This window comes from Streptomyces sp. NPDC091649 (assembly GCF_044756785.1).
Taxonomy (GTDB): Bacteria; Actinomycetota; Actinomycetes; order Streptomycetales; family Streptomycetaceae; genus Streptomyces.
In genome coordinates, this window is sequence record NZ_JBIVTR010000015.1 from 101,432 (window position 1) to 114,232 (window position 12,801).

Here is a 12,801-nt window from a genome sequence, read left to right on the forward strand (position 1 = left end):
CGCATGTCAGACACTTCGAGCAGCGCGCTGCCCCGTCAGGTCGCCGACGCCTACGTCGACGCCATCATCGAACTCGACCCCATCACCGGCACCTATCTGGGGGTGCCCGAAAGCTCGCGGCGGCTGCCCGACTTCTCACCGGCCGGCCAGGCCGCGGCCGCCGGCCTCATCCGCGCGACGCTGCGGGACCTGGACGCGGCGGAGCGGCTTCCCGGTGCGGACAGCGACGCCGAGCGGCGCTGCGGACGGCTCCTGCGGGAACGTCTGACGGCGGAGCTGGCCGTGCACGAGGCGCAGGAGGGGCTGCGGACCGTCTCCAACCTGCAGTCGCCCGCCCACAGCATCACCGAGGTCTTCACTCTCACGCCGACCGCGACGGACGAGGACTGGGCGGCGGTCGTCGAACGGCTGCGCGCGGTGCCCGACGCGCACGAGGGGTACCGCGCCTCGCTCGCGCTCGGTCTGGAGCGCAAGCTGTACGGCGGTCCCCGCGCGACGGCCACGTTCATCGGGCAGCTCACGGAGTGGGGCGGGGAGGGCGAGGGCACGGCGTTCTTCGCGGAGTTCGTCGCCCCCGGCCCGGCGTCCCTGCGGGCCGAGCTGGACGAGGCCGCCAAGCTGGCGACGGCCTCGGTGCTCGCGCTGCGGGACTGGATGCGCGACGTCTACGCCCCGGGGATCGAGGGCGCCCCGGACCCGGTCGGCCGGGAGCGCTACGCCCGCTGGTCGCGGCTGTACAACGGCACCGACCTGGATCTCGACGAGGCGTACGCGTACGGCTGGTCGGAATACCACCGGCTGCTCGCCGAGATGAAGAACGAGGCCGAGAAGATCCTCCCCGGGGCCGGCCCCTGGGAGGCGCTCGCCCACCTCGATGTCCACGGCAAGCACATCGAGGGCGTGGACGAGGTCCGCGAGTGGCTGCAGGGCCTGATGGACGAGGCGATCGAGGCGCTGGACGGCACGCACTTCGACCTCGCCGAGCGGGTGCGGAAGGTGGAGTCCCGCATCGCACCGCCCGGCGGAGCCGCCGCGCCGTACTACACCGGCCCCTCCGAGGACTTCTCCCGGCCCGGACGCACCTGGCTGCCCACCATGGGCGAGACCCGTTTCCCGGTGTACGACCTGGTCTCCACCTGGTACCACGAGGGCGTCCCCGGCCACCACCTGCAGATCGCGCAGTGGACGCACGTCGCCGACAGCCTCTCCCGCTACCAGGCATCGGTGGGCATGGTCAGCGCCAACGCCGAAGGCTGGGCACTGTACGCGGAGCGGCTGATGGACGAGCTGGGCTTCCTGCCCGACGCGGAACGGCGGCTCGGCTACCTCGACGCCCAGATGATGCGCGCCTGCCGGGTGATCGTCGACATCGGCATGCATCTGGAGCTGGAGATCCCGGCGGACTCCCCCTTCCACCCGGGTGAGCGCTGGACGCCCGGTCTGGCCCAGGAGTTCTTCGGCAACCACAGCGGCCGTCCCGCCGACTTCGTGGAGAGCGAGCTGACCCGCTATCTGTCGATGCCGGGCCAGGCCATCGGCTACAAGCTCGGGGAGCGCGCCTGGCTGCTCGGCCGGGAGAACGCGCGCGCCGCGCACGGCGACGCGTTCGATCTGAAAGCCTGGCACATGGCGGCCCTCTCCCAGGGGTCGCTGGGCCTGGACGATCTGGTGGACGAGCTGTCCCGGCTCTGATCCGGACAGTGGTGCGTACGGTTCGCAGCCCCCGGCCGTGGACGTGAGGCGGACTGGCATGGGCGAGCGGAACGGATTCCTGTTCCGTGCCGCCCCGTCGCGTTTCTCCCGGTCCGATCCGCAGTTCACCGGCGAGGTCGCGGCCGCGCGTGCGGCCGTCGGGCGGATCGCTCCGCTCGACCATGGCGCGCGCTCGCGGGGGACGCGGCCGGGGCGGTGGCCCAGGTCGCGCGGGACTCCGGACGTACGGGTACCGCGGCTGGATGATACGGCGAGGCGCGAGGCGCGAGGCGCGAGGCGCGAGGCGCGGGTGGGCGGGGGGGGCGGTGCTCGTCCCCGCCCACCCGGACACCCCCGGCTCGGCACCCGTACCGGAGCCCCCTTCCCGCGGGAGGCGGTGGACCACCACCGGTCCGGCATTGCGCGAGGACGGGGTGCGGCCGGTGGTGGAGGTCGGCGACGGCCAGGTCAGCGGGCTGCCCGAAGAGGCGGAGGCCGGAGAGCCTCCACTGCGCCGGCCTCTGCCCGGTCCTGCCGGCGGGGCACGCCGGCCCCCGGCCCGGGCCCGCGCCCTCAGCAGCCGCAGTCGGCGGCGTCGACCGGTGCGGTGAGCGGGTCGACTCCGCGTCGGCCGGGGCCCTGCCAGGTCTCGAAGGCGAATCCCTCGCGGGCCCAGTACTCGAATCCGCCGAGCATCTCCTTGACCCGGTAGCCCAGTCGGGCGAGGGCCAGGGCCGCGCGGGTCGCGCCGTCGCAGCCCGGCCCCCAGCAGTACGTGACCACGGGGACGGCCGGGTCCAGCAGCGCCGCCGCCTGCTCGGGGATCAGCGCGGTGGGCAGGTGCACGGCGCCGGGGATGTGCCCCTGGTCCCAGGAGGCGGTGGAGCGGCTGTCCAGGACGACGAACCCGGGGTCGCCATCGGCGGTGAGCGCGGAGGCGACGTCGGAGACGTCCGCGTGGAAGGCGAGCGAAGCGCCGAAGTAGGCCGCCGCGACGGCGGGAGCGGCGGGCGCGACACGCAGGACGGGGTGGTCGGCCGTGGCCGTGGGGTGGGAGGTCATGACCATGAATCTATGACGGCGGAACGGGGCCGAGAAGTAACGTTCCCCGGCGGTCCCCTTGATTCGCCGGGGTTTTCCCTGTTGTCTCGTGAGGTGACCGACTATTCCCCGGACGCCACCGACTGGCGCATCCTCGACGTCCTCCAGCGCGACGGCCGCGCCACCTTCGCCGAGCTCGCGCGGGCCGTCGCCATGTCCCCGAGCGCCGTGACGGAGCGGGTGCGGCGGCTGGAGGAACTGGGCGTGATCAGCGGGTACGCGGCGGTGGTGGACGCCGAGCGACTCGGGCTGCCCCTCCTCGCCCTCGTGCGCCTGCGCTACCCGAACGGGAACTACAAGCCCTTCCACGACCTCCTGGAGACCACGCCGGAGATCATCGAGGCCCACCACGTCACCGGCGACGACTGCTTCGTCCTCAAGGTCACGGCCCGTTCGATGAAGCATCTGGAGGAGACCACCGGCCGGATCGGCGCACTGGGCTCCGTCACCACCAGCATCGTGTACTCCTCACCGCTCCCCCGCCGCGCGATCGGCCGCTGAACCGGCGGGGCTGCCGCGCGGCCGGGCCGGGTCACAGACGGTGGCGGACGGACGATCCCTGGCGCTCCTTCACCACTTCGAGCCGGACCGGAATCCGGCGGCGCAGGTCGGCGACATGGCTGACGATGCCCACGCTGCGGTCCCGCTCGCGCAGGGAGTCCAGCACGTCGAGCACCTCGTCCAGGGTCTGGTCGTCCAGGCTGCCGAACCCCTCGTCGATGAAGAGGGTGTCCAGGCGTACGCCGCCGGCCTCCTCGGTCACGACGTCGGCGAGGCCGAGTGCGAGGGCCAGCGAGGCGAAGAACGTCTCGCCCCCGGACAGCGTCGCGGTGTCCCGCTCGCTGCCGGTCCAGGCGTCGACCACATGCAGCCCGAGCCCGGCCCTGCGCCCGCCGGTCCGGGCGTCGGAGTGGACCAGGGTGTAGCGGCCGGAGGACATCCGCCGCAGCCGTGCGGTGGCCGCGGCGGCCACCTGTTCGAGGCGGGCGGCCAGGACGTACGCCTCCAGCCGCATCTTGCGCTCGTTGTCGGCCGAGGTCCCGGCGGCCAGGCCCGCGAGCCGGGCGATCCGTTCGTAGTCCTGGCGCACCGGCCCCAGGGCCCGCACCTCGTCGGCGGCCCGCTCGGAGAGGCGGGTCAGCTCGACGCGGCGGTCCTCGGCGGCGGCGTGCGCGGAGGACGCCTCGCGCAGCAGCCGCTCCGCCGCCTCGAAATCGGCCCGGGCGGCGGACGGCTGGGCGGGGGGCTGCTCGGCGGCCTCGCGGGCGTCGCGTTCGGCACGGCGGTCGGCGACCGCGGCGGCCTCGGCCTGCCAGGCGTCGACGCGGTGCTGGAGGTCGCGTTGCGCGGCGGCGTCGAGGAGGTTCGCGGCGGCGGCCTCCGGGGTGTCGAACCCGGCCCGGAACGCCGCGTCGGAGAGCCGGCCGTCGGCCTCCTTGCGCCGCCGGTCCGCGTCCTGTTCGGCACGTACGGCCTCGGCGGCCTCCGCGAGCAGTGCCACCCGGTGGGTGAGACGTTCCGCGTAGGCGGCGACGGACCCCAACTCACCCCGGGCGGCAGCCAGTTCATCGGCCAGAACGGCCTGCTCGCGGTCGAGTGCCTCTCGCCGGGACGTGCGGGCGGCGGCCCGGCGTTCGGCCTCCTGCCGGAGTTCGAGGCGTCCTAGGTGCTCGCGCTCGGCGGCGTCGAGAGCCTCCCGGGCCGCGTGCGTGCCGGCGGCCAGGCGGTGCTCCTCGGCGTGCTCGGCGGTCAACCGGTCGACGGCCTCGCGGAGTTCGTCGACGGACGGGCCGGTGTCCGTCCTCGCCGCTGCCTCGGCGCCGGGGCCGCCGGGCACGGCCGCGGTGCCGGCGTTGACTTCGCCGGTCTCCGCCCCGGCGTCCGCCGCCGGATCAGCGTCGAGGGCCTCCGCGTGTGCGGCGGCGTGGCGTTCGCGGACGAGCCCGAGGGCCTGCTCCGCGCGGGTACGGACCTGCTCGGCGCTGCGGTGGGCGGCGAGCGCGGCCTCCTCGGTGGCCCGGTCGACGTGGCCGTCGCCCTCGGTGGCGGGGGCCGGGTGTTCGGCGGAGCCGCAGACGGTGCAGGGCGCGCCGTCGACGAGTCGGGCGGCCAGCTCCGCCGCGATGTCCCGCAGCCGCCGCTCGCGCAGTCCGAGCCAGGTCTCATGGGCGTCGAGGGCGCGTTCGCGGGCCTCGGCGAGCACCTGCCGGGCGGTCTCGGCCTCGGCGGCCAGCGCGTCGCGGCGGCGGGCGGCCTCCAGCCTGCGGCGGGCCGGGGCGAGAAGTCCGGCGAGCTGTTCGGCGCGGGTCGCCGCCTCCTGCGCCGTCGCGATGCGCTCCCTGAGTCCGGCGTGGACGGCGTCCCAGCCGGCCAGCCAGGCGTCCGCGTCCCGGACGGTCGTGTCGTCGGCCCGGGACTCGCGCTCCAGCCGGTCCCGTTCCTCGTCGATCGCGGCGCTGCGCGCCTCGGCCCGGCGAGCCGACTCCAGGCCGCCCACCTCCTGCCGGAACCGGCGCTCCAGCTCGGCGAGCCGGTCGGGGCCCGCGTCGGCGAGGTCGGGCGGCAGCTGTGCCCTGGCCCGGTCCAGGGCGTCGCCCGCCCGGCGGTGGGCACGCTCCGCCTCCTCGCGCAGGTCGAGTGCGGGGGCGACCCGGTCCGCCCTGCGGGCGCGTTCCAGCCTCTCCTGGCAGCGGTCGTGTTCGAGCCGTCGCTCCTCCAGGGCGGCGGCGCGCCGCACGGTCTCCTCGTACCGCTGCTGGAGGCGGGCGCGCTCGCGCTCGGTGTCCAGGGCGTGCCGGGCCACGCCCTGCCGGCCCTCGGCCTCGGTCAGGACGCAGTGGGCGATGTCGCGCCGCTCGCGGGCCGTGGACCGGGCGATGGCGGCCCATTCCAGAACGGCCTCGGCCAGGCCCGGTTCGCCCGGCCGGGCGGCGATCGGCGTGGCCTCGGCCCCGGCGGGTCCGGCCGCCTGGGCGATGCGCTGGGCGAGGGCGAGGATCCGTTCGTCGGCGGCGGTGACCTTGGCCTCGGCACTCCGGCGCAGTTCGCCCAGGCGTTCCTCGACGGCGGCGAAACGGCGGGTGTCGAAGAGCCGGCCGAGGAGCTTGCCGCGGGCCTCGGCGTCCGAGCGCAGGAAGCGGGCGAAGTCGCCCTGAGGCAGCAGCACCACCTGGCAGAACTGGTCCCGGCTCATGCCGATGAGCTGGGTCAGCTCCTCGCCGATCTCCTGGTGCGACGTGCTGAGGGCCTGCCAGCCGCGGTCGGGGTCGTAGCCGCGCAGCCGGCTCTGCGCCTTCTCCTGCGTGAAGCCGGCGCCCCGCTTCTTGGGGCGGGGCTGGGCGGGGCTGCGGGTGACTTCGAGGCGCCGGCCGCCCACGGTCAGTTCCAGTTGGACTTCGGTGGGCAGGTCCGCGGGCGCGTGGTCGCTGCGCAGCGAGGCCCCGGGGCTCTGCCGGGCGCCGGGCACGGCTCCGTACAGGGCGAAGCAGACGGCGTCCAGGACGGAGGTCTTCCCGGCGCCGGTGGGCCCGTGGAGCAGGAAGAGACCGGCGGAGGAGAGGGCGTCGAAGTCGACTTCCTGGGTGGCGCCGAACGGGCCGAAGGCGGTGAGGCGGAGGCGGTGCAGTCTCACCGGGACACCTCGCGCACGGTCTCGTCCACGCGGACGTCGTCGAACGCCGCGCGCAGCACGGTGCGCTCCAGGTCGCTCGGGCCGCTGCCGCCGCGGACATGGGCGACGAAGTCCTCGGCGACCTGGTGGTCGTCGCGGCCCCGGAGGCGCTGGGCGTAGGACGCCTCCGGGTCGTCGGGCGGCCGCTCGGGGTCGAAGACGAGGCTGAGGGTGTGCGGGAAGCGCCGGGTGAGGCGGGCCATCGGCTCGGCGGGGCGCACCGGGTCGGTGAGGGTGGCCTCGACCCAGGCGGGTTCGTGACGGTCCAGGGAGGGGTCCTCCAGGAGGGCGTCGAGCCGGCCGCGGAGCCGGGCGAGGGGCCGTTCGACGGGGCAGTCGACGCGTTCCTCGGCCGCGATGGCCCCGCCGCCGTCGAGGTCGATGAGCCACATGGTCTTGCGGTGGCCGGCCTCGGAGAAGGAGTAGGCGAGCGGGGAGCCGGAGTAGCGGACGCGGCTCGTGACCCGCTGGGAGCCGTGGAGATGGCCGAGGGCCACGTAGTCGACGCCGTCGAAGACCCCGGCCGGGACGGCGGCGATCCCGCCGACGGTGATGTCGCGTTCGCTGTCGCTGGGCTCCCCGCCCGCGACGAAGGCGTGCGCGAGGACGACGGAACGGGTACCCGCGGGGCGGGTGGCCAGGTCGGTGCGGACGGCGTCCATGGCGGCGGTGAGCACCGCCTCGTGGCCCGCCCCGGCGGCCCGGAGCGTGTCCTTGACCAGGGCCGGCTCCAGGTAGGGCAGCCCGTAGAACGCCACGTCGCCGTGGGCGTCGGCGAGCACGACTGGGGTGGCGCAGCCTTCCGGGTCGGTACGCAGATGGATCCCCGACCGTTCGAAGAGTCCTGCGCCGACGCCGAGCCGGCGGGCCGAGTCGTGGTTGCCGGAGATCATGACGGTGGGGACGCCGACGGCGGCGAGCCGGTGCAGCGCGCGGTCGAACAGCTCGACGGCGGTGAGCGGCGGGACGGCCCGGTCGTAGACGTCGCCCGCGACGAGGACGACGTCCACCTCGCGTTCCCGGACGGTCGCCACGAGACGGTCGAGGTAGGCGGCCTGGGCGTCGAGGAGCGATACGCGGTGGAAGGACCGGCCCAGGTGCCAGTCCGAGGTGTGCAGGATCCTCACGCCGTCACTCCGGCGGTCCCGGCCGACGCCGTCACTCCGGCGGCCCCGGCCGACCGCACCACGCCACCGGTTCCCGCCGACGGCGCCACTGTGCCGTTTTCGGCCAGCATCGTCTCTCCCCCGCTTCCGGCCTGCATCGTCGTCGTCCTCCACCCCGTGGGCCGCGCACCGGCGGCCCGTGATCCCGCTCGGCATCGACCACGCTAACGCCGCCGGGCCGCCGAACCCGCATCGATCATGATTCCGGGGTCCGTGGCATTGCCCTCACGCCGCCCCGGCGCCCGGTCACACGTCGCCGTACGCCTCGCCGCCCAGCTCCAGCACGGCGGTGCCCGCGGTCGCGTCGGCCAGCCAGGCCGTGAACGCCTCGACGTCGCCGTCCGGCAGCCCGATGTCGATCGTGACGGCCTCGGCGTAGCTCACCGCGCGGACGTCCCGCCCGGTGGCCCGCAAGTCGTTCTCCAGCTTTCCGGCCCGCTGGTGGTCGACCACGACGGTGGCGAGCCGGAAGCGCCGGCGGGTGAGGGTGCCGAGGGCGTCGAGGGCTTCGCCGACCACTCCGCCGTACGCCCGGATCAGTCCGCCCGCCCCGAGTTTGACCCCGCCGTAGTAGCGGGTGACGACCGCGGCCGCGTAGCGCACCTCCCGCCGCATGAGCATCTGGAGCATCGGGACGCCCGCGGTGCCGCCGGGTTCGCCGTCGTCGCTCGCCTTCTGCACGGAGGCGTCGGCGCCGACCACGTACGCGAAGCAGTTGTGGGAGGCGGTCGGATGCTCCTTGCGGACGCGGGCGACGAAGTCCTGGGCTTCCTGTTCGGTGGCGGCGGGGGCGAGGGAGCAGAGGAAACGGGATCGGTTGATCTCGCTCTCGTGCACACCCGCGCGGGCGACGGTCCGGTACTGCTCCTGCATCCGCCCACCCTATGCGCCGCCGGGAGGACGGGTCCCGGCGGGAATGGGGAGGTGGGGGCCGTCGGTTGTCCCGGCATGAACGCAGACGGCAGCAGCGCGGCGGACTCGTACGCGGACCCCGCGACGATCAGGCGGGTTCTCCAGGACTCGGGCGACACCTGGGCGGTGGTGGGCCTGTCCGGCAACCGCTCCCGGGCGGCCTTCGGTGTGGCGGAGGTCCTCCAGCGGTTCGGCAAGCGGGTGGTGCCGGTGCACCCGAAGGCCGAGACGGTGCACGGGGAGCAGGGGTACGCCTCGCTCGCGGACATCCCCTTCCCGGTCGACGTGGTGGACGTGTTCGTCAACAGCGAGCTGGCGGGCGGGGTCGCGGACGAGGCGGCGGCGGTGGGCGCGAAGGCGGTGTGGTTCCAGCTCGGCGTCGTGGACCCGGACGCCTTCGAGCGGACGCGCGCGGCGGGGCTGGACATGGTCATGGACCGGTGCCCGGCGATCGAGATCCCGCGGCTGGGCGGGCCCGCCTGAGCGGACCGGGTGTGCGGGACGCCCCGGGACGGGAAGAATCACCGCCGTGGACGACGTACGCGACGCAGACGTGCTCGACGGGGCCCGGACGACGGCCGCTCTGACCGCGCTGGGCGTACGGCCCGGCGACGTGCTGCTGGTGCACGCCTCGCTGCGGTCGCTGGGACCGGTGGCGGACGGCGCGCGGGGCGTGCTGGCCGGGCTGCGCCGGGCCGTGGGGCCGAAGGGGACCCTGGTGGTCCCCGCCTTCACCCCGGAGAACTCCGACACCTCGCCGCACTACCGCGACCGGGTACGGGGTCTGGACGCCCGGGCCGTCGACGCGGTTCGCGCCTCGATGCCGCCGTACGACCCGTCGCTGACCCCCGCGCCGTCCATGGGCGCACTGGCGGAGTCGGTGCGGACGGCGGCGGGGGCCGGTCGCAGCGCGCACCCGCAGACCTCGTTCGCGGCGCTCGGGCCCGGGGCGGGGCGGCTGCTCGCCGGGCACCGGGCCGACTGCCACCTCGGGGAGGACTCGCCGCTGGCCCGGCTGTACGACGCGGACGCCCGGATCCTGCTGCTCGGCACCGGCTACGCCACCTGTACGGCCTTCCACCTGGGCGAGTACCGGGTGCCCGGTCCGCCGCGCCGGAGCTACCGCTGTGTCGTGGCGCGGCGGGGGGTGCGCCGGTGGTGGGAGTACGAGGACGTCGCCCTGGACGACGGTGACTTCGCCGCCCTGGGCGCGGCCTTCGAGGGGGCGGCCGCCGACGGTGACGTAACGGCGGGCCGGGTGGGCTCGGCCGTCTGCAGGCTGATCCGGCTGCGTGCCGCCGTCGACTTCGCCACGGCCTGGCTCACGGAGCACCGGCCGGCGGAGCGCTGACCCGGCGGTCCGCAGGGCAGCCCGGGCGGCGGGGCGAGCGGCTCGCGGTGACGCCCCGCCGTGCGCGTACCGCTCTCGCCGGCCGCCGTGTCCGTCGGCGCGGACGGTGCGTGCCGGGCGACGGCCCGCGGCGGGCCGCCGCGTCTCAGCGAACGGGCGGGACGGCGACGGCCATGGTGAACACGGCCGGCTCGCCGCCGTCGTTGCGGTAGCCGTGCGGCAGGTGTGCGTCGAAGGTGGCGGAGGACCCGGCGGGGACGGGGTGGGCGCGGCCGTCGACGACGAGGGTCAGCTCGCCCTCCGTCACGTGGAGGAGTTCGACGGTGCCCTCGGGGTGCGGGTCGGAGTCGCTGCCCTCTCCGGGCATCAGCCGCCAGGTCCACAGTTCGAGCGGACCCCGGGCCTCGGCGCCGACGACCAGGGTGGTCGAGCTGCCCGCCTCGGTGGACCACATGCGGACGGCCTGGCTCTCCGGGACCAGCCGGACCTGGGTGCCCTGCTCGTGGTCGAGGAGGGTGGTGATGCTGACACCGAGCGCGTCGGCCAGCTTGACCGTGGTGCCGACGCTCGGGTTGGTCCGCGCCTGCTCGATCTGGATGATCATTCCGCGGCTGACGCCGGCGCGGGCCGCGAGGACGTCGAGGGTGAAGCCCCGCTCCCCCCGCCAGCGCTTGAGGTTGCGGGCCAGCGACTGGGTGAGCTGGTCGAGATCGGACACGTACCGTCCCTGCGGTGGATGGCGGAGTGCGGGTGGCTGAGTCGCGTACGGCGCATGCCGGGGTCAAGAATATTGCACTGCCGTACGGTGCCCTCCCGCTCTCCCGCGTCCGCCGAGCTGCGCCGGCGCCGCCGGCGTGGGTCCGCACGGTGCGGCAGCACGGCCCGCTACGGCGTGTTCCGCGCCTTCTCCGGTTCGGCGAAGGCCAGCAGCTGCTCGGGCGTGACGCCCTCGGGGATCGGCACGGGCGCGGGCGTGCGCAGCGGCGGCTGCCAGCCGTTCTCGGGGTCCCAGCTGCGCACCACGCGGGCGGGCGCTCCCGCGACCACCGCGTGGTCGGGGACCTCGCCCCGGACGACGGCGCCCGCCGCGACCACCACGTTCCGGCCGAGCCGCGCGCCGGGCAGGATCACCGCGCCGGTGCCGATCCAGCAGCCGGGGCCGATCGTCACCGGTTCCGTCCGGGGCCACTGCTTGCCCACGGGCTCGTGCGGGTCGTCGTAGCTGTGGTTCGTGGAGGTGATGTAGACGTACGGGCCGCAGTACGTGTCGGACCCGACCGTCACCGTCGTGTCCGCGATCACATGGCTGCCGCGGCCCAGCACCACGCCGTCGCCCAGGGTGAGGACGGTGTCGGGTCCCAGGTCGAGGTCCGGCATCATTCCGGCCGTGAGCGTGACCTGCTCGCCGATGACGCAGTGCGCGCCCAGCTCGATCCAGGGCTCCCCGAACACGGTCCCCTGCGGGAAGGCGAGCCGGGTCCCCGCGCCGATCGCGCCGAACCGCAGCCGCCCGGGGTGCTCGGCGGTGACCGCGCCCGCCCGCTGCGCCCATGCCCAGCCGCGGTGGACCGCGCGGGAGGCGGCGCGACGCGGCCAGCGGGCGAGGAAGGAGAACGCGTTTCGGTTCTTCGGCACGCGCTCACGGTAGTCGGCGGCGCGGCGGGCGATCGGCGCCGTCACCTGTGATGTTCACCCCAGTGCGCGGTGTGCGCGGGGAGCCGTCGCCTACCGTGTGAGTCGGCCCGGTCCCGCCGGTCCGACCGATCCGGCCGGCAGGACCGACCCGGCGGAGCGGGCCCAGGAGCACCACACCGGCGCGAAGGAGCAGGCGATGGCGGAGCAGGCGTTGATCACGGGCATGGGGGGCAGGGAGCCGGACATCGCCGGGGACGCGTTCGTGGCGCCGACCTCCGTGGTGATCGGCGAGGTGACGCTCGCCCCGGGCTCCAGCGTCTGGTACCAGGCCGTGCTGCGCGCCGACTGCGGTCCCATCACGCTCGGCCCCGACAGCAACGTCCAGGACAACTGCAGCGTGCACACCGACCCCGGGTTCCCGCTCACCGTCGGCGCACGGGTCTCCGTCGGCCACAACGCGGTGCTGCACGGCTGTGTGATCGAGGACGACGTGCTGGTGGGGATGGGCGCCACGGTGCTCAACGGCGCGCACATCGGCGCGGGCTCGCTGGTCGCGGCCCAGGCCCTCGTGCCGCAGGGGATGCGGGTGCCGCCCGGTTCGCTCGTCGCGGGCGTGCCCGCCGAGGTCAAGCGCCCGCTGACCGCCGAGGAGCTGGAGGGCATCCGCTTCAACGCGGCCGGGTACGTGGAGCTGGCCAAGGCCCACCGCGAGGCGCACCGGGCCTGACACCCGGCGCGCAGCGCGTCCGGGCCGCCGCCCCTCCCGTTCGGGGCGGGGCCGACGCCCGGACGCGTACGGCGGTGGTCAGTCGTTGAGGCGCAGGGTCCATACGACGGTCATCTCGCCGGTGACCGCGCCGTCCGCGCGCCGGATCTCTATGGCCACGGGGAATTCCGGCCGCTGTCCTGCGTCCAGCTCGGCGACGACGTCGGCTACGGGGCGGCCGAGGGTCGCGGTAGCCGTGACCTCGCCCATGGCGAGTTTCCGGTAGCCGATCTCGGCCTTCACCGCGAGCGGCACGGCGCGCGACAGCTGGTCGCCGAAGGCGGCGATGACGATCGCGCCGCTGGCGGACTCGGCAAGCGTGAACATCGCTCCGGCGTGGGGTCCGCCGACGTGGTTGTGGTAGTCCGCCTGGTCGGGCAGCCGGACGACGGCGAGCTCCGGGGTCGTCTCCAGGAATTCGAGGTTGAGGGTCCGGGCCATCGGGACCGTGGCGACGAGCATCTCGCCCACGGTCGTCTGTTCAGCGCTCATACCCGAAGGTTACTCA

Annotated in this window: 12 protein-coding genes; 5 read left to right on the plus strand and 7 right to left on the minus strand. The window is 75.0% G+C overall.

Annotated elements, in window-relative coordinates:
• Positions 1-3 precede the first annotated feature (3 nt).
• Entirely contained in the window at positions 4-1,692 is a 1,689-nt protein-coding gene (locus ACIQMU_RS23675) for a DUF885 domain-containing protein (RefSeq protein ID WP_352242235.1), read from the plus strand.
• Positions 1,693-2,265: 573 nt separating this feature from the next.
• Here ACIQMU_RS23675 and ACIQMU_RS23680 read toward each other — a convergent pair.
• Positions 2,266-2,760 carry a rhodanese-like domain-containing protein gene (locus tag ACIQMU_RS23680; RefSeq protein WP_352242234.1) on the minus strand — a complete coding sequence of 165 codons (495 nt, stop codon included), beginning with the start codon at positions 2,758-2,760 and terminating at the stop codon, positions 2,266-2,268.
• An 87-nt stretch (positions 2,761-2,847) separates the two neighbouring features.
• Between ACIQMU_RS23680 and ACIQMU_RS23685 the strand changes: the two genes are divergently transcribed.
• Entirely contained in the window at positions 2,848-3,294 is a 447-nt protein-coding gene (locus ACIQMU_RS23685) for an Lrp/AsnC family transcriptional regulator (RefSeq protein ID WP_352242233.1), read from the plus strand.
• 31 nt (positions 3,295-3,325) lie between these two features.
• Here ACIQMU_RS23685 and ACIQMU_RS23690 read toward each other — a convergent pair whose 3' ends face one another.
• The 3 genes from ACIQMU_RS23690 to ACIQMU_RS23700 all read right to left on the minus strand — a co-directional run bounded on the left by ACIQMU_RS23690 (position 3,326) and on the right by ACIQMU_RS23700 (position 8,502).
• Positions 3,326-6,424, minus strand: coding sequence for an AAA family ATPase (locus ACIQMU_RS23690; RefSeq protein ID WP_402689624.1), 3,099 nt, complete (start codon positions 6,422-6,424; stop codon positions 3,326-3,328).
• Entirely contained in the window at positions 6,421-7,590 is a 1,170-nt protein-coding gene (locus ACIQMU_RS23695) for an exonuclease SbcCD subunit D (RefSeq protein WP_402689625.1), read from the minus strand. The genes ACIQMU_RS23690 and ACIQMU_RS23695 overlap by 4 nt, the downstream gene beginning before the upstream one ends.
• A gap of 285 nt (positions 7,591-7,875) precedes the next feature.
• On the minus strand, positions 7,876-8,502 hold the full coding sequence (locus ACIQMU_RS23700; RefSeq protein ID WP_352242230.1) for a YigZ family protein: 627 nt from the start codon (positions 8,500-8,502) through the stop codon (positions 7,876-7,878).
• Between the two features lie 75 nt (positions 8,503-8,577).
• Between ACIQMU_RS23700 and ACIQMU_RS23705 the strand changes: the two genes are divergently transcribed.
• A complete protein-coding gene (locus ACIQMU_RS23705; RefSeq protein WP_352242229.1) occupies positions 8,578-9,024 on the plus strand; it encodes a CoA-binding protein in 447 nt (148 codons plus the stop codon).
• A 46-nt stretch (positions 9,025-9,070) separates the two neighbouring features.
• Positions 9,071-9,892, plus strand: a complete 822-nt coding sequence (locus tag ACIQMU_RS23710; protein WP_402689626.1) for an aminoglycoside N(3)-acetyltransferase — start codon at positions 9,071-9,073, stop codon at positions 9,890-9,892.
• Positions 9,893-10,037: 145 nt separating this feature from the next.
• On the opposite strand, the gene ACIQMU_RS23715 is transcribed toward ACIQMU_RS23710, so the two are convergent.
• Both ACIQMU_RS23715 and ACIQMU_RS23720 read right to left on the minus strand, forming a co-directional pair.
• A complete protein-coding gene (locus ACIQMU_RS23715) occupies positions 10,038-10,610 on the minus strand; it encodes an XRE family transcriptional regulator (RefSeq protein ID WP_352242227.1) in 573 nt (190 codons plus the stop codon).
• Positions 10,611-10,777: 167 nt separating this feature from the next.
• Positions 10,778-11,527: an acyltransferase gene (locus ACIQMU_RS23720; protein ID WP_352242226.1), complete on the minus strand. Its 750-nt coding sequence runs from the start codon at positions 11,525-11,527 to the stop codon at positions 10,778-10,780.
• 196 nt (positions 11,528-11,723) lie between these two features.
• Between ACIQMU_RS23720 and ACIQMU_RS23725 the strand changes: the two genes are divergently transcribed.
• The gene (locus ACIQMU_RS23725) at positions 11,724-12,254 is read left to right on the plus strand and encodes a gamma carbonic anhydrase family protein (RefSeq protein WP_352242319.1); all 531 of its coding nucleotides are present in this window, start codon (positions 11,724-11,726) and stop codon (positions 12,252-12,254) included.
• 78 nt (positions 12,255-12,332) lie between these two features.
• Here ACIQMU_RS23725 and ACIQMU_RS23730 read toward each other — a convergent pair whose 3' ends face one another.
• A complete protein-coding gene (locus ACIQMU_RS23730; RefSeq protein WP_402689627.1) occupies positions 12,333-12,785 on the minus strand; it encodes a DUF4442 domain-containing protein in 453 nt (150 codons plus the stop codon).
• Positions 12,786-12,801: the final 16 nt, after the last annotated feature.